20 protein-coding genes and 1 rRNA gene are annotated in these 19,338 nt (G+C 55.0%); 14 read left to right on the top strand and 7 right to left on the bottom strand.

The window, feature by feature from the left end:
• Positions 1 to 4: 4 nt before the first annotated feature.
• The gene (locus tag Q3Y66_RS01770; protein WP_008958880.1) at positions 5 to 1,432 is read right to left on the bottom strand and encodes a hypothetical protein; all 1,428 of its coding nucleotides are present in this window, start codon (positions 1,430 to 1,432) and stop codon (positions 5 to 7) included.
• Positions 1,433 to 1,603: 171 nt separating this feature from the next.
• Here Q3Y66_RS01770 and Q3Y66_RS01765 point away from each other — a divergent pair, with 171 nt between their 5' ends.
• From Q3Y66_RS01765 to Q3Y66_RS01740, 6 genes are all read left to right on the top strand, one after another.
• A complete protein-coding gene (locus tag Q3Y66_RS01765; RefSeq protein ID WP_008958879.1) occupies positions 1,604 to 2,473 on the top strand; it encodes a hypothetical protein in 870 nt (289 codons plus the stop codon).
• A complete protein-coding gene (locus Q3Y66_RS01760; protein WP_008958878.1) occupies positions 2,457 to 5,444 on the top strand; it encodes a hypothetical protein in 2,988 nt (995 codons plus the stop codon). The genes Q3Y66_RS01765 and Q3Y66_RS01760 overlap by 17 nt, the downstream gene beginning before the upstream one ends.
• On the top strand, positions 5,441 to 6,859 hold the full coding sequence (locus tag Q3Y66_RS01755) for a hypothetical protein (protein ID WP_008958877.1): 1,419 nt from the start codon (positions 5,441 to 5,443) through the stop codon (positions 6,857 to 6,859). The genes Q3Y66_RS01760 and Q3Y66_RS01755 overlap by 4 nt, the downstream gene beginning before the upstream one ends.
• On the top strand, positions 6,856 to 7,470 hold the full coding sequence (locus Q3Y66_RS01750) for a hypothetical protein (RefSeq protein WP_008958876.1): 615 nt from the start codon (positions 6,856 to 6,858) through the stop codon (positions 7,468 to 7,470). The genes Q3Y66_RS01755 and Q3Y66_RS01750 overlap by 4 nt, the downstream gene beginning before the upstream one ends.
• Positions 7,471 to 8,001: 531 nt before the next feature.
• Positions 8,002 to 9,018: an IS30 family transposase gene (locus Q3Y66_RS01745; protein WP_008958868.1), complete on the top strand. Its 1,017-nt coding sequence runs from the start codon at positions 8,002 to 8,004 to the stop codon at positions 9,016 to 9,018.
• A gap of 207 nt (positions 9,019 to 9,225) precedes the next feature.
• On the top strand, positions 9,226 to 10,170 hold the full coding sequence (locus Q3Y66_RS01740; protein WP_008956363.1) for a tetratricopeptide repeat protein: 945 nt from the start codon (positions 9,226 to 9,228) through the stop codon (positions 10,168 to 10,170).
• A 6-nt stretch (positions 10,171 to 10,176) separates the two neighbouring features.
• Here the strand turns inward: Q3Y66_RS01740 and Q3Y66_RS01735 are convergent, their stop codons facing one another.
• Positions 10,177 to 11,343 carry a MalY/PatB family protein gene (locus Q3Y66_RS01735; protein WP_008956364.1) on the bottom strand — a complete coding sequence of 389 codons (1,167 nt, stop codon included), beginning with the start codon at positions 11,341 to 11,343 and terminating at the stop codon, positions 10,177 to 10,179.
• Between the two features lie 37 nt (positions 11,344 to 11,380).
• Here Q3Y66_RS01735 and Q3Y66_RS01730 point away from each other — a divergent pair, with 37 nt between their 5' ends.
• From Q3Y66_RS01730 to Q3Y66_RS01705, 6 genes are all read left to right on the top strand, one after another.
• Positions 11,381 to 11,812: a hypothetical protein gene (locus Q3Y66_RS01730; protein ID WP_008956365.1), complete on the top strand. Its 432-nt coding sequence runs from the start codon at positions 11,381 to 11,383 to the stop codon at positions 11,810 to 11,812.
• Positions 11,813 to 11,921: 109 nt separating this feature from the next.
• Entirely contained in the window at positions 11,922 to 12,728 is an 807-nt protein-coding gene (locus tag Q3Y66_RS01725; protein ID WP_008956366.1) for a hypothetical protein, read from the top strand.
• Between the two features lie 97 nt (positions 12,729 to 12,825).
• Positions 12,826 to 13,227 (top strand): thioesterase family protein, encoded by a 402-nt coding sequence (locus tag Q3Y66_RS01720; protein WP_008956367.1) that lies wholly within the window; start codon positions 12,826 to 12,828, stop codon positions 13,225 to 13,227.
• Between the two features lie 52 nt (positions 13,228 to 13,279).
• Positions 13,280 to 13,606, top strand: coding sequence for a hypothetical protein (locus Q3Y66_RS01715; RefSeq protein ID WP_008956368.1), 327 nt, complete (start codon positions 13,280 to 13,282; stop codon positions 13,604 to 13,606).
• Positions 13,578 to 14,099, top strand: a complete 522-nt coding sequence (locus Q3Y66_RS01710; RefSeq protein ID WP_035586146.1) for a DUF501 domain-containing protein — start codon at positions 13,578 to 13,580, stop codon at positions 14,097 to 14,099. The genes Q3Y66_RS01715 and Q3Y66_RS01710 overlap by 29 nt, the downstream gene beginning before the upstream one ends.
• A 45-nt stretch (positions 14,100 to 14,144) precedes the next feature.
• Positions 14,145 to 14,687, top strand: coding sequence for a TIGR00730 family Rossman fold protein (locus Q3Y66_RS01705; protein ID WP_008956370.1), 543 nt, complete (start codon positions 14,145 to 14,147; stop codon positions 14,685 to 14,687).
• A gap of 33 nt (positions 14,688 to 14,720) precedes the next feature.
• On the opposite strand, the gene Q3Y66_RS01700 is transcribed toward Q3Y66_RS01705, so the two are convergent.
• Both Q3Y66_RS01700 and Q3Y66_RS01695 read right to left on the bottom strand, forming a co-directional pair.
• Positions 14,721 to 15,233: a hypothetical protein gene (locus tag Q3Y66_RS01700; protein ID WP_008956371.1), complete on the bottom strand. Its 513-nt coding sequence runs from the start codon at positions 15,231 to 15,233 to the stop codon at positions 14,721 to 14,723.
• 33 nt (positions 15,234 to 15,266) lie between these two features.
• Positions 15,267 to 15,761, bottom strand: a complete 495-nt coding sequence (locus Q3Y66_RS01695; protein ID WP_008956372.1) for a tetratricopeptide repeat protein — start codon at positions 15,759 to 15,761, stop codon at positions 15,267 to 15,269.
• A 245-nt stretch (positions 15,762 to 16,006) separates the two neighbouring features.
• Between Q3Y66_RS01695 and Q3Y66_RS01690 the strand changes: the two genes are divergently transcribed.
• Complete coding sequence (locus Q3Y66_RS01690) at positions 16,007 to 17,038, top strand: NADP(H)-dependent aldo-keto reductase (RefSeq protein WP_008956373.1); 1,032 nt, start codon at positions 16,007 to 16,009, stop codon at positions 17,036 to 17,038.
• A gap of 122 nt (positions 17,039 to 17,160) precedes the next feature.
• Positions 17,161 to 17,940 (top strand): peroxide stress protein YaaA, encoded by a 780-nt coding sequence (yaaA, locus tag Q3Y66_RS01685; RefSeq protein ID WP_008956374.1) that lies wholly within the window; start codon positions 17,161 to 17,163, stop codon positions 17,938 to 17,940.
• 10 nt (positions 17,941 to 17,950) lie between these two features.
• Here yaaA and Q3Y66_RS01680 read toward each other — a convergent pair whose 3' ends face one another.
• From Q3Y66_RS01680 to rrf, 3 genes are all read right to left on the bottom strand, one after another.
• On the bottom strand, positions 17,951 to 18,526 hold the full coding sequence (locus Q3Y66_RS01680) for an isochorismatase family protein (protein WP_008956375.1): 576 nt from the start codon (positions 18,524 to 18,526) through the stop codon (positions 17,951 to 17,953).
• Between the two features lie 114 nt (positions 18,527 to 18,640).
• Entirely contained in the window at positions 18,641 to 18,829 is a 189-nt protein-coding gene (locus Q3Y66_RS01675; RefSeq protein ID WP_008956376.1) for a hypothetical protein, read from the bottom strand.
• 301 nt (positions 18,830 to 19,130) lie between these two features.
• A 5S ribosomal RNA gene (gene rrf / locus Q3Y66_RS01670) occupies positions 19,131 to 19,246 on the bottom strand.
• Between the last annotated feature and the right edge of the window lie 92 nt (positions 19,247 to 19,338).

Below are 19,338 nucleotides of genomic sequence, written 5' to 3'. Positions count from 1 at the left end.
CACCTCAATTTTCTGGGCTGGTGATGCGCTTTGCCAAAGCTCTGCCAGCGATGACGCTTTGACTACTGATTAAAAGCGCCTCTCTTACTTCAGGGATTAGTCCAATACGCTGCTTTTCGTGAACAGCTGCCACGTAAGGTTGCGCGGCGATATCGGGTTTCCAGGCATTACGTCGACGCGGTGGCAGGCGGTGCATTTGCTTGAGGTTTGATGATAAAGACCACTCCCCTTGGGCCTCGTCTCCAATGCCCATTGCAAGCACTTGGCTAAGAGGCCGCGAAAAACGTATCGCGAGCCACACTAACGCTCCGCCCAATCGCTCTCGTTGATCAGCATGCTTGAGCTGCTGGGCAATCCACTGCTCAATCAGTAAACGCTCAGGTGGCAAAAGCTTGGAATAGCTCCACGGTAGGTAATGGGACGTTTCCGCTTGTTGTTGATAAAAGCTACGCCCTGTCAGTTCTTGTTGAGCCTGGGTATCTGTTGCATCAACCGGCAGTAAGTAAATCGCCTCATCAGCCTCTTCATCTAACAACCCCGCCGGGTTAGGACATACTTCTATGAACTGTTCAGATGACTCATCAAGGCTTATTAACGGTGTCGGCTCAGAAATGGGTGCAGATAACTCAGCATGCACAAAAGGCTGCGGAGGGAAATCGCGCTGAGTGGTGAAAGCTTTTGTATCACCACTGGCAATCTCGATAATGGCATTGATGAATGCGGTGCCACTTTTACCAAATGTATGGCTTTGCTTGTACTGCTCAGCTGCCAAAGACAACGCGTCAGTAAAACGTTCAAATGTCCAAGTATCAGGTGTCAGGTAACGTCGGGCACGGCGCAAAACATCATCAACGAGTTGCCACTGCGCTTTATAGCGGTCTGCAATCAAAAAGCGCGCTGCGGTACTGATATTTCGATCCGCTAAGCAATGCTCTGTCACTACCCGATTCGCCGCCTGCGCGATCAACCACAAGCGTAGCGCACGCCTTAACACGTATTCAGATGATTGCTCCGCCCCAGGCAGCGGGTAAGTAATTAACGTTATAAGAAACGTTTGCTCTTTAAGGCTGCCTTTATATGTTTGTTTCGTTTTTGTAGCGTCTCCTGCATGAAGAAATGCAGAATACTGAGGGTTGATCAAGGGATCTTGACGAATGGCTTTCGCCAGATCATCTAGCGAGGCAAGGGTGGGATTTTGCCGCCATCGAGCCAGAATGTCTTTTGATTCAGGATGGTGAAATTCATTAACCAGGTTGCCAATCGCGACGATGTGCTGATCCAGTCCCAACGTCCAGAAAGCAAGCTCCAGTGCGCCACTGAGATCCTGCTGGGCGGCCCAATGGCATAGAACAGCATAATGGCTGCCAAATCGGTTTATCTGATCTTCAATGCTTTTAGCATCTTTTGGTACCGCTTCGGCTTGCACGGGCATGTTGACTTATTCTTTATTACATAGCCTTTTACTATATAAGAAAAAGAAACCTAACATGTAGCGACAGGCACCAAACCTAACTTAAAATTTATAAACGAGGCATCCAGGCGAAAGGCATGGCAACATAAAACATTGAAATAAAACAATTATATCTACGAAAGGGGAGACGCTATGGCTCCACATCGCCGTGTCAGTCGGGCACAATTTCTCGGCTACCTGAACAAGCTGACGCAAGGTCAGCCTGTCCCTGAGCAACGGCTAAGGCAAGCAGCTCAACAATTTGGTCTGGCAATCACTGCCTTGCTTGACCGCGCCGAGCGTCAGCATGTGAAACGTGACCTCGTCGTTTTCACCGGCATCGACCCCGCTGTGATTACTGAATGGCAAGCCGCAGTTTCGACAGAGCACGCCTCCCCCCGAATCGATCAGGCCGCACTGGGCAACAGCCACAACGCACGGGTTAGCGGGGTCATGCTCACGGTGCGCAGTCAGCGCCAGGCCCACCCGCAGGTAGTGCTGATCGACGCCAAAGGTACCATCAATGCCGGCACGGTCGGCCCGCCCGCTGAGCGCGCAGTGATCGTGGAGAACCTCGAAAATTTTCTGAACCTCACCGGCACGCTGGAGCTACTCCCCGAGTGCGGGCTCAGCCCCGAGTGGCAGGACGCTGACATCATTTACGGTAGCGGCAACAGCATCACCAACCACCTGCTGACTCCAGCATTTCAGCAGTACCGGGAGATTGGGTGCCTGTTCGATCCTGACATCGGCGGCGTTCGCATGTGCGACACCCTCTTCCAGCGAGGCAACCTTCCGCCGCTGTACTTCCTCGCGCCAGCTGATCTGCCGGCACGGCTCGAAGCCTCCCTTCGCACCATAGACAAGGACCAGCGCGAGCAGCTGGCCATGCATATACGCCGCTCACCGCCCTGTGCCCATGTCGGCGGACTGATTTTCAAGACCGGCAAGCACCTCGAACAGGAAACCTACCTAATCTCGTCACCCCCTACCTCGGAGCTCCCCAATGAATCTGGGCTTTGATACCTTTCGTTTCAAACAGCTAATCTTCGTAAACAGCGCCGCCTACGCGTACACCCAGATTCGCATCGACCAGCACACGGCCTTGTTCGGCGAGAACAACCTGGGCAAGACCTCCATGCTCAATGCCCTCAAACTGTTTCTGCTTCCCGAGGTCAACTTCCGAAACTGCGGCAACAAGTTCAACTTCCGGGGCACCAACGGCAAGCTCTACGACGGGATGGCGAGCTTTCGCTACTACTTTCCCGAGGACAGGGCCTTTATCATCCTCGAAGCCGAGAACTCTCACGACGACTTCTGCATTGTCCTGCATCGTGGCGGTGCCACCGAAAAGATGGAGTACGCCCGCATGGTGGTGCCCTGCCCTTACGCAGAGCTCGAACCGCTGTTCTGGGACGTCAAATCTGGCGCTGACGGCGGGATCGGAGCCCCAGTCGAAAGCATGACCCTCCAGGGAGTGAAAACGGCATTGCGGGAGATGGGTGGTGAACCGCTGAGTGACTGGAAGACCATTCAGGAGCGCCTGTTCACCAACCAGCCCTATAACAAGAAAGCTGGCCGCTTTAGCCTGCTCCCCCTGCGCAACGGTGCCGGCAAGAGAGAAATGGACGCTTGGCGCAAGCTGGTACACCTTGCCTTCGACATTTCGGCATCGAACGACCGTACCCTGCCAGACACCCTGGCCACCATCATTGAGGGACAGAAAAGCAGAAAGCAGGAAGAGCTGAACCTCGACCTCAACGCCATCGTGGAGGAAGCCAATCAGCTGCGCGACGAAGGCGATCGCATCACGCGCATTCGTAACGCCTCCGATAACTGGATGACTTTCCACGAGCAGTTCCTTCACGAGCAGCAGCTACGCTGCCAAACCGCAAAGGCCTATGCCGACTTGCATGACAGCGTTGCCGTCGAGGAGGAACGGCTGACGGAGGCGCTGGTACACGCCTCCAACACATTCACTAACGCCGAAAATAGGGCAGAGAACCTCGAGCGCATCAAGCGCGAAAGTAGCAAAGCGGTCACCAACACTTCCGCGGAGATCAAGGCCACTGGCAAGCAGGCAGACAACCTGCGCAAGGATATCAACGACGCCAACGCCACTCTGAATGAGTTTCCCACTGGCACGCCTCGCCAGGAGATCATAGAAAACCTAGAGGAGCATATCGCCGAGCAGGTCAAAGACATAGAGGGTTACAACAATAAGGCCGTGGCCCAGCAAGAATACTCCCTGATTTGTCAACGCCTCGAGAAGAACACGCGCCAGGCTAAGCACCTGGAAGAACAACTATCCAATCGCGCCCCCACCCTACTGGATGATCTCAGCGTGCGTGACGCCAATATTCTCTTCTCCTTGAACCGCTCACTAGGAACTACCCATGGGACACTGACCCCAGAGCAAAAGCAGGCATTCGTCCAGTTCAGTCAGCAGTTCCACTCCGAAGATGGCCACCTAATGCTGGGTCATCCTCCAGAACGCATCGCTCTCGGCGACATTCTCCACCAACGATATGACGCCGAGCAGACCCACCAGACAATGCAGAACAATCTGGATATGCTTAACGAGTCGATCGCTCACGATCAAAGCCGTCGCGATAAGCTAAGGGAAGAGGCGACCCTGGGCCCCGAGGAGATCACCAGACGGCGCAAGCAGGCTGAGCAGGAGCTGATCAAGGCTCAGGATGACAAGAACGCCCTTAACGCCCTGGACGCCAACAACCAGAAACTGAAGACCCTAGAGGGTGACCTACGGGAACTCGAGGCCAAGCTGGAAGAGCAACAGCGCCAGCAAGAGAAGGCAGAAACCGACTGGAACGAAGTCGATGTCCAGCGCAAGACGGCTCGGCAGGCTCAAAAGATTCTTCAAGAGCAGGCGCAGCAGATTCGTTCGATCCAGCAGCGCCTCGATCGCATCGGCAAGGATGCTAATAACATTCTCGAAGGACGCCACAAGGTGCTGACGCCAACCCCCTGCGAGGTCAGCGAGGCCAACATCGAGGCGCTCGAGCAAGATGTCGATGGGCTGAGTACACTGCGCAACAAGGTGCACGAACTACTCCGCCAGCTTCTCGCTAGGAGCATCTTGTCCAACGCCAACAGCCAGGCTCACCTGTCATCCTTCACCGGCGATCAGGTGGCAGACTTCCACGACCAGCTGAAGGCGGTGTTCGACAACCTCGACACCCAGGAGGCCAACTACCGCCATCAGGTTGATCGCCATAACAAGACGACACACTCCCAGGTTGAGATTCTGCGCACTGCCAAGGAGCAGGTCTCTGCCTTCATGAGCCGTATCAACGCGGAGATGGGACAGTTCTCGATCTCCGACCTTGAGGAAGTGCGAGTGGACTACCGGCTTCACCCGCGCTTCGAGCAGCTACTGGCTGACCTCGAGAAAGCCGACCTCCTCAGCGACGAACTGCAGGACAGCAAGGTCTACGAGCAGCTCAAAGCGTTTCAGGCCGACTTTTTCAACGCCGATGCCCGACGTACCGGCATCCTGCTCAGCCTAGACAAGATACTCGCCAGCGTGCACTACAAGTACCGCAAGCGGGGCAAAGAAGGCTGGACGACGAATGCCCAGTCCAACGGCACCACCATGATGATCACCACTAACCTGCTCTCGGTGTTGATGTCGCGCCTGATGGACGGGGATGCCCAGGTGACCATGCCGCTGGTCATGGACGAATTCGGCTCCTTGGCTACCCGCAACATGCGCACCGCCCGCCAGATGGCCGAGCAGCACGGCTATTGCCTATTCGTGGCCAACCCCAACCGAGACTCAAAAATCACTCAGGTACTTAGCAACTACGTCCACCTGGGTCTGTTCCATGCCAGCCGAGCCTATGCCGAGAATCGCACTGTCGTTCACCACGGCCTCTGCGAGTCTCTCACCCGGAAAGGGATGCTCACCGTGCGCGCGGCAGACACCGATAGCGAAGGAGCGCCCCTCCCTGAAGAGGAGGACCATCTGTGAACATCAAGTCGCCCTTCGTACTCAAGCAGATCATCGAGCATCGACAACTCTTCACCGAACTGGTGGCCTACATTGAGGAGCACGACGGGGACGTGGAGATTCCCTCCCGACTCTACCGCTCCATCGTGCGCCAGGCCATTAAGGCGGAGGCCGCCCAAGGTAACCACCGAGAGTGCGAGCGAATTCGCTACACCCTCGCTGAAGAAAACCTGTTACGTGAACGGCTTATCATTCGCATAGACCCTGCCCGCGGCACGCTGGTGCTCGCGCCCTTCGTCGTAGACATGCTGCGTCACTTCGATGTCGGGCGAATGCGAGGGCTGAGCCAAGCCGAGCTTGAGGGCCTACGCGACGGTCTCAACCAGAGTCTCGTGGCCTTCCAGGAGCAGCCGATCGACCTGGAAAACGACAACTTCACCGATGAATTGCGCCTGCTCCGGCGTCGGATACAGGATACTCTCGGCAAGATGCAGGAGAGCGTCGCGGCGCTCGAAGCACAGGGGGACCACCTGGCGGATCTGGTGGAGCAGCAGGACGTAGGGAGCCTCGAGGGCTCGGCGGAAACCCGAAGGGCCCTCGAGCACATTAACCGCATCTACCAGCGCTACATCCTGCCTGCCCTTGAGTTTCTCGATCCCAAGACGCTCTTCAAGCAGGGCATCCCGGCGATTACGGCCATACGCCGTATCGCCAAACTGGCCGCCGAAAGCGACCAACCGGCGCTGAATGAAGAGCTGCAGTTCTCGGCCAATGCCATCCAGAGCTATGTCAAAGACATCGATGCACTACGCCTCTCACTTGAACGCTACGTCCGCCAAGATCGGCAGCAGCGCCAGCAGTACGACGCCATCGAGCGCGCCTTCAATGCCATCCGTCTCGCCACGGAGGAGCGCCACGACGACCACTTACGCAACCTCTACATCCCGGTACGCCACCCCGCCATCCAGTCGCCCGGCACCTTCGAAGGAATTAAGCGGATGCGTTTTACCCGCCTGGAATGGCACGACATCGACCACCGGGCTGACATTGAGGAGTTCACCGATCGGCGAATAGCAGAGCTGCGCGCCCAGCTGGACCACGCCGGGACTGTCACCGTAGACCCTACACGAGCGGGACTCTCAGAGGCAGAGCTGCGAGAACAACTGCGCCAGCACGAGATTCAGGCGCTACTCGAAGCATGGACGATACCGGGCGACTGCCAGGACCTTCACGCCTCCCTGCACGACTACCTCAGCAGCCACCTGGCGGGCTACGCCCTCAACGATCTTCTCGAAGCCCTGGACTGGGTCATGGCACTCCCAGACTTCCAGTTCCATGCCCGCTTCCTCCATCACGAAATTGCCCATGGCGAGCTGGCATTGTCGTATCACCCCCTCATTCCCCAGGAAGCCCCCGCCAAGGAGATCACCGCATGAGCGACACTCCCTTCACTCAAGAGACACATCCCGGGCGACCAGTCGTCGATCGTCGCCTGAGCCAGGAAGCCTTTCGCAAGTTGACCTCTGGACAGGTCATCAACCAAACCCAGTATGTGAACGGCCAGCTGGCGCCCAACCCTCTGTTCAATGAACTCTACAAGGAGCGGGATCGCTACTACGTAGAGGCTTACTCCAACATGGGGATGGAACTGGTACAACGCCGAGGCTTCTTCTATGTGCGCTCTCTCATAGAATCCCAGGGCGATGACGACAGCCGGGATCAGGAAAGCAGCGTATCGATTCGCCAGATTCAGGGGGTGTTGCTGGTGCTGGGGCGAGGCGTGCTGGAGAAAGGTTTCATGTTCGAGGCCATGACGCTACCGGAAGCGGGCATCTCCCGCGAGACGCTCGAGAGCATCGGCAGCGACCCTACAATGGTGCTGATCCTCAAGGCCTGCAAAATGGATCAGTCACTACCAGATGCTGCCAAGGTCGCACTGGTGGACCGTGATATTGCCTTTTTCAATGACAAGGGCAATCTAGTACTCACAGATGCCGGTAAGACATTCTTCGAAGATCTCTTTAGCCAGAGGTCAAGTGAGAATTAACAAGATAGTTATACTGCCACAGGCTCAAACAGAGAAAATGACGCGAGGCAATGGGTGACATCATTGCCTTGAAAATGTATACCTTTCCAGATTCTGGCTTTAGAGTCGCACCAAGCCTCTATCAACAACCCAATCGTCTCAAGAATTTTCTCAGTACGCATGCAGCTAATCAACTTCCTCTAACTGATCGTGGGAGTATCGATAACTCCTGTCGTCACTGTCTTGTCAAAGCCCGACAAGATGCCTGAAGGTCACTTTCTGCCAAGGCAATTTCCCCAAGCTTTGTGCCAACTATAAGCTCCCTCATGTGCTATTAAGTGACGCTACCTCCACGAACGCAACCCAGGAAAAACGCTTCCTAATGATGATTTTAGATCATTAAACGTAATTTTAGGACATATAATATGTCCCTATTTCATCAGTCTCATAACCGTCTAGCCCGCTACCAATATAGAAGAAACCAATACCTTTACGGGCTTGGCCGCAGAAACTGAGTGCAACACCTAAGAATTTTAGTAAGGTGTTGGATTTATGTCCTATTCAGAACTCAGCATCGAAGAACGTGCCACCATACAGGTAAGCCTCAGGCAAGGCATGAGTCTCCGCCAGATTGCTCACATGTTGAGGCGTTCTCCGTCTACCCTCAGCCGTGAAGTACGGCGCAACCAAACTCAGTCAGGTGCCTACTGTGCTCATAGTGCGCAGACGCACCGCTGCGCTCGACGCATGGTTTGTCGCCCAAAACGTAAGCTGCTGTTGGGGAGTGAACGCTTTGAGCTGGTCATTCATATGCTTCGCAACCGCTTGTCTCCAGAACAAATAGCAGGCAAGCTCAAACGCATGATGACGCCCAGTTTTGAAGATGCTTACGTCTGCCGTGAGACGGTCTACAACGCCATTTACGCCTTGCCTGTGGGCCAGCTTAAGAAAGAGTTGATTCACTGCCTGCGCCAAGGCAAATCGACCCGTAAGCCTCGCCGTGGTCAGGTCGATCGCCGTGGCCAAATACCCGACATGGTGAGCATTCACCTTCGTCCACCGGAGATAGAGAAGCGCGAAATGCCAGGCCACTGGGAGGGCGATTTAATCAAAGGTAAGAACAATGCCTCTGCCGTCGGCACGTTAGTTGAACTCAGCAGTGGCTACGTCATCCTCGCCAAATTACATGACGCCACAGCGACCTCAGCTGTTGAGGGATTTAGCGCAGCACTCAACCGAATGCCACTAGCCGCACGCAAGAGCATGACGTATGACCAAGGCCGAGAAATGGCTAAGCATGCACAGATTACCCAAGCAACGGGTGTTGCAATCTACTTTTGTGACCCTCACAGCCCATGGCAACGCGGTAGCAATGAAAACATCAATGGCTTGATACGGCAGTATTTACCGAAAGGGACGGATCTGTCGCACCACACCCAAGAGGAACTTGATGCCATTGCATTACAGCTGAATATGCGGCCTCGAAAGCGCTTTGACTTCAGGTGCCCAGTTGAAGTGCTGGGCGAAATATTGGCGAAACACCAAGAAAGCCCACCAGCCATTCATTAAGTAGCGTTGCACTCAGAGACTGCATCCACCGGGTGTTGGTTTTTTTGTGTCCGCTAGTTATGTAAAAACGCCCAGAAAAATCTGTTACCGAAAGGTACGATTTTTTCACCTATGGCTTTTTATTTTCCTGCCTTTTCCTTGAATCCGCCGGGGCATGCCTGCATATCATGGGTAACTATTATTCATTTTTTGCTGACGAGTCTACCTATGTCGATTATTGATCCCCGTTCAGGTAAGCCGCTCACCGCGGATACTGGAAATACCGATGCTACCGCGCCTACCGATGAGCGTGCGTCGGTGCGTCCTGAAGATGTCATCATTGAATTGAACGCAGGCAATATTCAGCAGGTGCTGGAAGCGTCCATGCAGGTGCCGGTACTGATGGGTTGCTATTCGCCTTCCACCGATAGCAGTCGCACCCTGCTCGCAGTGCTCGAGAAACTGGTAGTGGAATACGCAGGCGCCTTTTTGCTCGGAAAGCTCGATATAGACGCGAATGCAGAAATCGGCGGCCAACTGGGCGTGCGCTCAGTGCCCGATGTGAAGCTGATTAGCCAGGGCGGCTTGGTGGATGGTTTCCAGGGAGCGCTGCCGGAGAAAGAAGTCCGCGAGTGGTTGAATCGTTACTTCCCCGCCCCCGGCGAAGCGCCCCCCACCCCCGAAGAGCAGGCGGAAGAAGCATTGCAGGCAGGCGATATCGCGGGCGCGCGCGAAATTTATCAAACCCTGATGAGCCAGTACCCGGAACACTACGCTTATCAAGTCGCGTTCGCCCGGGTACTGGTAGCCGAAGGGCGTGGCAGCGAGGCGCGTGAAGTGCTCGATAACCTGCCGCCGGAAGAGCGCGACGCGGCACCTGCACGGGGCGTGCGCGCCAGCATTGAGTTTGGCGAACAGGCGCTCTCAGCCGAAGAGATCGCAGCCCTGGGCGATCGTACCGACAGCGAAGCTCAGTACCAGCGCGCCCTGCGCCAAGTGGCTGACGGTCATTACGATGCAGGCCTGGAAGCACTGCTGGCGCTGATGAAACACGACCGTGCCTACAATGATGACGCAGCGCGTAAAACGCTGCTGCAGGTGTTCGATGCATTAGGCGCCGATCACCCACTGACCGTTACCTACCGCCGTAAACTATTTGCCATGCTCTACTAACGGGTCTCACTGCTTTTTTAGCACAGCATCCATGCGTGACAATGCCGTTTCTAGTTGGGTAGCGGTGGTGCCGAAGTTAAGCCGTACAAAGCCGGGGCAGCCAAAGGCAGTCCCGTCTGAAAGAGCCACCCCCGCCTCGTTCAGCAGCCTTTTATGGGGCGCATTGCCCAGGCCCGCCTCGCGCATATCCAGCCAGGCTAGATACGTTGATTCCGGCGCACTCCAATGAACGCCCTGCCAGCTAGCCACCCGCTCCTCCAGCGTCGCACGATGCTCACGTAGTACGTTTAATAGTTCCTGCCGCCACGATTCACCGTCACGATAAGCCGCTTCCGCCGCGACCAAGCCGAGTATGTTGCTATCGGGCAGTAGCCCTTTTGCTGCGGCTGCAAAGCGCTGACGCAGAGCAGGGTCAGGGATCACCGCGCAGGCACTAGTCAACCCAGCCAAATTAAAGGTTTTAGAGGGCGCCCACAGGGTGATTGTGCGCTTGGCCAGTTCAGGAAATGCTGCCACCAGCGGACGGTGGCACGCGCCTTCATCTAATAGCAGGTCGCAGTGAAGCTCATCGGAGACCACCCAAAGATCATGTCGTTCTACCAGCGCAGCCAGCGCAGCAAGCTCTTCCTGATGCCATACGCGCCCTGTCGGGTTGTGGGGATGACACCATAGCAACAGGCGGGTAAGCGGCGTAATCGCCTCCTCCAGGGCGGCAATATCGAGCTGCCAAGGCTCACCGGGATTCGAAGGCGCTTGGAGCATCGCCTGCTGGGGCAGACGCCCGGTGCGCTCTGCCACTGCTAGAAACGGCGGATAGATGGGTGTGACTGTTAATACACCATCACCTGGCACGGTCAACGCGAGCGCAGCCAAATGCAAGGCAGGCACTACCCCTGGCAACCACTGCTGCCACTCGGGCTGAATGGGCCAGTCGTAATGCTGGGCGCTCCACTGGCATAGCGTTTCTGTTAACGTAGCAGGCACTTCACCATAGCCATAAACACCGTGAGCCACCCGCGACTGCAGCGCATCAACGACTGCTGGCGGGGAGCGAAAATCCATATCGGCGACCCAAAGGGGTAATACGTCGTCGCCGTAGCGGTGCCATTTTTGCGATGCCCAGCCACCTTCTGGGTGGCGTCGCTCCAAAGGCGTGGCAAAATCGTAGACCATGAAAAATCTCACTTATTTAACAAGGGTATTGCCAAGCATGCCGCAAGATGACTTTTATACCAAGATGCGGGCAGGGCTGCCGGCGCTGCTGCGGCAGTGGCGCTCGCTTGGCCAAGCGAGTACTGACCAGCTTGCGCTTATTCTGGCCGAAACGGCCCGGGTTGCGAAATTAGGTACGCCCGATGCCACGCCGAGCGGCGCTACGCTGGAAGAGTGGAGCCAGGATGAGCGCGGTGAGATGCCGCTTTGGGCGCCACGCACCGCGGTATTCCTCCTTAATCAAATGCCCGCTCGCCCGACCCCCGATAGCGATGCCGAAGCCTGCGCATGGGCATACTGCTGGCTACGCAATCGCTCTTTTGATTCATTGCAAGCCGCTCAGGACGCCCTCCCTGCACACCTAAAAGCCCCTCTGCAAGAGGCGTTAGAGGCCGCTTGGCGCGACCAGCAAGGGCTGCGTTTAGTGTAATTTTCAGAACGCACGCTTAGAAAACCGAAACGGTGAAGGCCATTAAAATGGCGTAATAAAACAACGACCAGTAATAGCACCAAAACAATAACAGCAAGGAACACGCCGCATGATAGAAATTCCGCTCACTTGGCAGCTAGCAAAGCTCGGCCTATCAATCAGTATGGTACTGGGGCTAGGGGCGATTGCGGTGCGCGCCAGTCCACGCATGGCCGGGCTGCTGGCGGGTTACCCATTAGGCACGGCGTTGGCGCTATTTTTTATCGGCTTAGAAATTTCACCTGCCTTTGCGACCCAAAGCGCATTACATACGCTGGCTGGGTTTACCGCGACGATGGCGCTAGGCGCCGGTTATTGGGTAGCAGGACGTCAACCAGGTGTTAAAGGCATGGCCAGCGGTGTGCTAGGCGGTTTCATTGCGTGGCTGGCCGCCAGCACGCTACTCGCCCAGTTTGATTTCACCCGGCTCAGCGGCACGCTGGTAACACTAGGGGCTATTGCCGCATTTAGTGGCCTGTTCCGCGCTATTCCAGATGTAAAAAGTCCCCCCAGTCGATCGTTTTCGCTCCCTGCTCTTGCTGCACGGGCCTGCCTTGCCGCCGCGATCATATTTGCCATTACGAGCCTAGCGCATTGGCTTCCGCCCGCCTGGGCGGGAACGCTGGCCGCCTTTCCGGTCACCATGCTGCCTTTTTTGCTGATTCTTCATCTAAATCACGGCGCGGCCCCTGTAGCCACTGTCATTAAACATTACCCGATGGGGCTTGGCTCATTGCTGAGCTATACCCTATGTGTTTCCTATACTTACCCAACGCTAGGCCTGTTGTGGGGCAGCTTGGCAGGGTTTGCTGCGGCGACGCTATGGCTACTGGGCTGGATGCAACTAATGGCGTGGTACCGACGCCGCTTTACTTGACCAAGCACTTGCTTGAGTTAATCCTGAAGACCTGCTGCTAATCCCGTTCATCAATCACCAGTCATTGACAACTCTTCTTTAATAACAAGGACATGCCATGTTTACGCGTACCATTGAGCCAGCGTTTTACGACACCGACGCCCTAGGGCATATCAACAATACTCGCTTACCCGCGTGGTTTGAGCTTGCCCGTAACGACTTATTCAAACTCTTCACGCCTGATTTAAACCCGCAGAAGTGGCGCTTAATTATGGCGCGTATGGAAGTCGACTACCGAGCTGAACTGTTTTACGGTCACGATATCGAAATACGTACGTATTTAACACGCTTGGGCAACAGTTCGTTTACGGTGACCCAAGAGGCGCGCCAGCACGGCACACTTACTAACCTGGGTCACACCGTCATGGTGCAGTACGACCATCAGGCTAAGTGCGCCAAGCCCATCGAGGGGAATCTACGTGAGGCGTTAACGGCCCACCTGCAAGATGCCCCTGAATGAACACGCCTGACCGACGCTGCCCCGCGCTGCCGGAGCAATAGGAGCCACGCTTATGGCCATCCGCTACAACCTCTGGATAGACCCTGACAACGTTGCGCAGCACCGTGCCGTTGAAGCGGATCTTGAGCACTACTTTGTTGAGCGCTTCGCCGACTATCCGCATATCCGCTTGTTTGGGGCAGACCCCTACGATTATGATGCCCCCTTCAACCGCCTTTATGATGTGCTAATGGCACGAGCCGCTGAATACTGTGAGCGGACGTGGTGCTATGTTGCGTCGCCCGAACAGCTCAATCGCTGCTTTTTCCGTGCCGTTGGCCGCTCAAACAAATTTGTGAGAGACCAACCCGATGGTGATACGCACCAATCAGGCGCCTGACGAACGTCAGCTCGCTATTATTGCTCAACAGCTTGGCCGCGCACCGCGTGGCATTGAGGCAGTGGCAGCTACTGACGGCGAAGGGACGCCGCTGGTGCTACGCATGTCTCCTATCGTCGATGGCAAACCTTTTCCTACGCTGTATTGGCTCTGCTCAGATGTACTTAAAGTAGAAATTTCTCGCATTGAAGCGGTGGGCGTTATCAAAGCGCTCGAACAGCGGCTGCAGGAAGAACCAGACTTTCTTGAGGCTTATTTGCAAAGTCACCGTGATTATGTGGCTGCTCGCTGGGACTATATGAGCGATGCCCAGCGCCAAGAAGTCGCTCAGTTGGGCTATACCGACGTAATGACCGAACGCGGCATTGGCGGTATTAGCAATTGGCACCAAGTACGCTGTCTGCACACTCAATATGCTCATCACCTTTGTGGTAACAACGTTATAGGGCAGTGGATGGATCAACACCATCAGGTCGACCGCTGCCTGCCCTAAGCAACGGATTAGTCACTTCTCATTTTTAGCGTTAGGAAAAAACGAATGGCTCGAATTTGTGTCTACCTTGGCTCTCGTGAGGGTAATAGCCCAGCTTTCCGGCAGGCGACCAATAAACTAGGGCGCACGCTTGCCGAGCGTGGTCACACGCTGGTTTATGGCGGGGCACGCATTGGCCTGATGGGAGAACTGGCGAATTCAGTGTTGGAGGCAGGCGGCGACGTCATTGGTGTAATGCCCGAACACTTAGTGGAGCGAGAACAGGCACACTTTGGGTTAAGCGAGCTGATTCGGGTGCGTAATATGCATGAACGCAAAGCCACCATGGCGGCTAATGCCGACGCTTTTATTGCCTTACCCGGCGGGATTGGCACCTTTGAAGAGCTGTTTGAAATATGGACGTGGGGCTATCTGGGCCTGCATGAAAAACCCATGGGGTTGCTTAACATCGACGAGTTCTATTCACCGCTGCTGACCTTTTTAGACAGCACTGTCAGCCATGGCTTTTTGGCATCCGCCACTCGTGACATGCTGCTCGACGCATCAACATCCAATGAACTGCTTGATGCACTAGAAGCTCAGCTGTAGTACTGACAAAAGAGAAGAGTGAGGGAGAAGTTACTAGCGACCCATGCGCTCGGTGAGCTGGCGGGTATGCTGATAAGTTAATTGCAGCAAACGTGCATCTTCACCTGCCCGATGGCGGTGAATGCCGCGTTCGGCGATCATTGCTTCTTTGGTGTCGCTCCATAACGCTTGCTGCTCTTCGCTGAGCAGTATTCTTAGCGCCTCAAGGCGAAAACGCGGCAGCATACCCGCGTGATGAAAGAGCAGGGAAAGCCAAGTGTTGTCGTAGCCCCAGCTATCACTGTAGGCCTTGCCTAACTCGCGCAGCTCATCATTTAACCAGTGGGCAACCTGACGCACCGGATAGCCCTCCTGAATGAGGCGCTCACGAGAGATACCGTGCAGCAGCTCCGCCTTTGGATCCCAGTGCGTCCACTCATCTAGCGGTTGAATGAGAAAGGCGCAGCAGCTTCCATCAGCCCGTGCGATGCCTACTTCAATGGGGTAACTGCCACGCCCAAATCCGGAGGCTTCAATATCTAGTACTGTGGGTAGCGTCTCGGACACAACCTTCCTCACTCAATCAAAACGTGAAAGCGCTTATGCGACGGCCACGTCATCTAGCGGCTGCTGTTCGGCCCGTCGTTGCCAATAAGCGGCTCGCTCATCATCTACCGTCAAGCCTAGCTCACCCAGGCGATAAGCTCGGGCAAGACGCTCTGCGGCTAAAAAATGCCCAGACTGGGCAGCGCGGGCATACCAGGTCACCGCATAATCTTCACGGCGCGGGTACTGGGCACAGCCATGCTCGTGGATTTGTGCCACCTGATATTGTGACTTTACATCCCCGGCATGCGCCGCTTCCAAGACATATCGCGCACCGCGCGCCTTGTCTTGCGGCGTCTGACTGCGATGAAACAACATATGGCCGTATACAGAGAGCGCATCAGGATGACCCGCTTCCGCACAGCGCTTAAACAAGCGCATCGTTAAACGCTGGGTGCGCGGTGAACGCGGCAACAGCCAGTGATTATGAAACAGCCGTTCAGCTAGGCGAAACTCTAGCCGAGTAAACAACGTTGATGCCTGCAGCATGGCAAACCACCCTGCCTATCTGTTGGAACCTTGGGCCAGCAGCCACCAAAATAGCTACCAACCACACGAGAAACCGGCCTTTAGCCGATCGATGGGCTGGCAAGCATACGCCTGCCTTTGCGACGACTCAACCCCATTAATTTGCTGCTTTCCAAGAGCCTCGCTAACATGCCATGCATACGCCGTTTACCACCCTGCCAGGGTGGCTTATTTTTTGGCAATTCCGCCTTAGTAAGGAGATAAAAATGCAAACGCGCCCACTTGGCAGAACCGGCATGGAGGTCAGTCGACTCTGCTTAGGCACGATGACGTTTGGCGAGCAAAATAGCGAAGCCGAAGCCCATGAGCAGCTTGACCGAGCCGTGGCGTTTGGCATCAATTTCATTGATACCGCAGAAATGTACCCCGTCCCCCCCATGGCCAAGACCCAGGGCTTAACTGAACGCTATATCGGCAGTTGGCTAAAGCAGCGTGGCGCCAGGGACGATCTGATCATAGCCACCAAGGCCGCAGGCCCAGGGCTTGACCATATACGGGGTGGCCCGCGCTTAACCCGTGAGCAGATTCATCAGGCCATCGACACAAGCTTGGAGCGCTTGAACACCGATTACGTTGACCTTTACCAACTGCACTGGCCCGACCGTCAAACCAACTTCTTTGGCAAGCTGGGCTACGTACATAGCGAAGACGAAGATGCGACGCCGCTAGAAGAAACGCTCTCGGCTCTTAAAGAGCTGGTTGATGCAGGCAAGGTGCGAGCTATTGGACTCTCTAATGAAACGCCCTGGGGAGTGATGCGCTCATTGCAGCTTGCCGATAAGCTGGATTTACCGCGCGTGGCGTCTATCCAAAACCCCTATAACCTTCTCAACCGCTCTTTTGAAGTTGGTTTGGCTGAAATTTCCCACCGTGAAGAAGTCGGCCTACTTGCCTATTCACCGCTAGGGTTTGGGGTGCTCTCAGGTAAATACTTGAATGGCGCGCAGCCACCCAAAGGTCGCTTGACGCTTTATGAGCGCTTTAAGCGTTACACTTCGCCCGAAGCCGAAGCGGCCACCCAGGCTTACGTTGCGCTTGCTGAAAAGCATGAGCTAGAGCCTGCGCAAATGGCGCTGGCGTTTGTTAACTCGCGCAGCTTCTTGACCAGCAATATTATTGGTGCGACCACCATGGAGCAGTTGGAAAGCAATCTTGCCAGCGAGAGCCTCAAGTTGGACAACGACGTGCTAGAGGCAATCGAAGACATTCACCGCCGCATGCCGAATCCCTGCCCTTAAGCGGCTGCTGAGCTCCGCCTACAGGCAGTAAGCGGCTCTGCCAGAACTATCGAAGCTATAGCCTCGGCCTTGGCCGAGGCTTGGTATACTACGTTCACTTATGATGGCCCTAGGAGCATGCGATGCTGAGCGTTATCTCTCCCGCTAAAACGCTGGATTTTGAAACCCCACCGACCACAGAGCAGGTGACACAACCTGACTTTCTAAAACACAGCCAAGCGCTGATCACTATTTTGCGCGACTACTCGCCCCAGCAAATCAGTGAACTTATGGGCATCAGCGATAAACTGGCGGGGCTGAATGCAGCGCGCTTTGAGGAGTGGCGCCCCCCTTTCACGCTGAGCAATGCCAAACCTGCTGCGCAGGCTTTTCAGGGCGACGTTTATACCGGCATGCAAGCGGAAAGCTTCAGCGAAGCGGAGAACCGTTACGCACAGTCGCATCTGCGCATACTTTCTGGCCTATATGGCCTGCTACGGCCGCTGGATTTGATTCAGGCCTACCGTCTTGAAATGGGCACCAAGCTGCCTAACAGTGCCGGTAAGGATCTGTATGCCTATTGGAAGCCCATCCTTGCACCTGCACTTAATGAAGCCATTGCTGAAAGCGGCTCCAACGTGTTGGTTAATCTCGCCTCGAATGAGTACTTCAAAGCGGTAGATACCAAGCAGCTCAATGCCCGGATCATTACGCCAGTGTTTAAAGATGAGAAAAACGGCACCTTTAAAATCATCAGCTTCTACGCCAAAAAAGCGCGTGGACTGATGAGCGCTTGGCTTATCCAGGAACAAGTGAACGATCCAGATGAACTCAAGGCGTTCGATGTGGCAGGCTATCGCCTCGATGCATCGGCATCCCAGGGTGATACCTTCGTTTTTACTCGCAAAGAAGCCGATCGCTAGAGCGAATGGCCTAATAGAAACGTACGGGGCGTGACGCGCGCGGCTTTAAAAAGCGCTGGTGCGCCTCTTTAAACAGCGCTGTATCGCAGCGGTGAAGCCACTCATAAGCCACCATATCTGCCGTCACCGCCACAGCACCGCTCGCGCAGGCGCGCTCACGGGCAAAAGCAGCCTCTTGCGGGCGTCGACTGGCAGAGGCATCACTCAGCCAGTACAGCTCGTAGCCTGCGTCTAATAACCCCAACCCCGTTTGCAGCACGCAGATATGCGCTTCTGTTCCACACAGTACAATCTGCGCTTTTCCTGATGCGTTTAACGCTTCACGAAATTCAGTTTCCGCCATGGCCCCAAAATGCTGTTTCTGCCAGAGCTGATAGTCATTTAGGCAGGCGAGCAGTGACGCCGAGGATCCCCCCAGTTTTTCTGGAGACTGCTCGGTTAGCCATACAGGTATCTCAAGCAAGCACGCCATTTCACCTAGCCAAGCAGCCACGTTAACGGCTTCTTGACCACCATCGATCACAGGCAGTAACCCCGCCTGGAAATCGACCATTAACAGCAAGCTTTTATCGCGTTGTAGTAGCACGTTGCCACCTCATTTTTATCGTTATTTAGACGAACCATAATAGACGCGATACAAACAATAAAGCAGCCGCTTTTCAGCGACTGCTTCGGTTAACTCACCAAAAAAATGCTCGGCCTAGTTCTCGGCCGACTCTTCCATATCTTCGCCGAGCTCTTCCATGCTCTCACCGGCATCTTCTGCGGCGTCATCAATGTTTTCACCCGCTTCTTCAGCAGGGCCTTGATCGTCACAAGCGATCAGTCCGCCCGCCATCAAAGCCATAAATAGGGCAATTGCTAACTTCTTGGCTACTTGCGTCATCATACCGCTTCTCCTCCTGAGAATTTACTTCTGGGTACCTGCAGCATAATACTAGATGCTGCGTGGCAACAATACCATATCTAATACGCAACTTATTGTTATAGATATATTTAAAACAACTGCTTTAATATTACAAATAACGACAGCTTTGTCCTTCCGAACGTAGTGACGCAATCTCCGGGGGCATGGTGCCACGGGTTAAGATGGCCGCGTCGCTGCGCTCCTCGCCATGACATGGTTTTTTTCTTTCCTTCCACGCACACAAAAAACCCAGCCGGGTGGCTGGGTTTTCTGCGGTATAAGTGCCTGACGATGACCTACTCTCGCATGGGGAGACCCCACACTACCATCGGCGCTAAGCGGTTTCACTGCTGAGTTCGGCAAGGGATCAGGTGGTTCACGCGTGCTATGGTCGTCAGGCGTAACGGGTAATGTACATCATGCTGACTATTGCTAAATTGTGATCGTCTCATCGTGCCGCCTGGGCTCTTCTTGAGCTAGGCCACACGCTG

Origin of the sequence: Halomonas sp. HAL1, assembly GCF_030544485.1 — a bacterium.
Classification (GTDB): Bacteria; Pseudomonadota; Gammaproteobacteria; order Pseudomonadales; family Halomonadaceae; genus Vreelandella; species Vreelandella arctica.
Note: the sequence above shows the minus strand (reverse complement) of the source record. Positions and strands in the feature narration are given on the sequence as shown.

What these genes read in the sequence shown, in the direction of transcription:
- Q3Y66_RS01770 (WP_008958880.1), bottom strand. Translation starts at nt 1,432, where the DNA reads ATGCCCGTGCAAGCCGAAGCGGTACCAAAAGATGCTAAAAGCATTGAA.
- Q3Y66_RS01765 (WP_008958879.1), top strand. Translation starts at nt 1,604, where the DNA reads ATGGCTCCACATCGCCGTGTCAGTCGGGCACAATTTCTCGGCTACCTG.
- Q3Y66_RS01760 (WP_008958878.1), top strand. Translation starts at nt 2,457, where the DNA reads ATGAATCTGGGCTTTGATACCTTTCGTTTCAAACAGCTAATCTTCGTA.
- Q3Y66_RS01750 (WP_008958876.1), top strand. Translation starts at nt 6,856, where the DNA reads ATGAGCGACACTCCCTTCACTCAAGAGACACATCCCGGGCGACCAGTC.
- Q3Y66_RS01745 (WP_008958868.1), top strand. Translation starts at nt 8,002, where the DNA reads ATGTCCTATTCAGAACTCAGCATCGAAGAACGTGCCACCATACAGGTA.
- Q3Y66_RS01740 (WP_008956363.1), top strand. Translation starts at nt 9,226, where the DNA reads ATGTCGATTATTGATCCCCGTTCAGGTAAGCCGCTCACCGCGGATACT.
- Q3Y66_RS01735 (WP_008956364.1), bottom strand. Translation starts at nt 11,343, where the DNA reads ATGGTCTACGATTTTGCCACGCCTTTGGAGCGACGCCACCCAGAAGGT.
- Q3Y66_RS01730 (WP_008956365.1), top strand. Translation starts at nt 11,381, where the DNA reads ATGCCGCAAGATGACTTTTATACCAAGATGCGGGCAGGGCTGCCGGCG.
- Q3Y66_RS01725 (WP_008956366.1), top strand. Translation starts at nt 11,922, where the DNA reads ATGATAGAAATTCCGCTCACTTGGCAGCTAGCAAAGCTCGGCCTATCA.
- Q3Y66_RS01720 (WP_008956367.1), top strand. Translation starts at nt 12,826, where the DNA reads ATGTTTACGCGTACCATTGAGCCAGCGTTTTACGACACCGACGCCCTA.
- Q3Y66_RS01715 (WP_008956368.1), top strand. Translation starts at nt 13,280, where the DNA reads ATGGCCATCCGCTACAACCTCTGGATAGACCCTGACAACGTTGCGCAG.
- Q3Y66_RS01710 (WP_035586146.1), top strand. Translation starts at nt 13,578, where the DNA reads ATGGTGATACGCACCAATCAGGCGCCTGACGAACGTCAGCTCGCTATT.
- Q3Y66_RS01705 (WP_008956370.1), top strand. Translation starts at nt 14,145, where the DNA reads ATGGCTCGAATTTGTGTCTACCTTGGCTCTCGTGAGGGTAATAGCCCA.
- Q3Y66_RS01695 (WP_008956372.1), bottom strand. Translation starts at nt 15,761, where the DNA reads ATGCTGCAGGCATCAACGTTGTTTACTCGGCTAGAGTTTCGCCTAGCT.
- Q3Y66_RS01690 (WP_008956373.1), top strand. Translation starts at nt 16,007, where the DNA reads ATGCAAACGCGCCCACTTGGCAGAACCGGCATGGAGGTCAGTCGACTC.
- yaaA (WP_008956374.1), top strand. Translation starts at nt 17,161, where the DNA reads ATGCTGAGCGTTATCTCTCCCGCTAAAACGCTGGATTTTGAAACCCCA.
- Q3Y66_RS01675 (WP_008956376.1), bottom strand. Translation starts at nt 18,829, where the DNA reads ATGATGACGCAAGTAGCCAAGAAGTTAGCAATTGCCCTATTTATGGCT.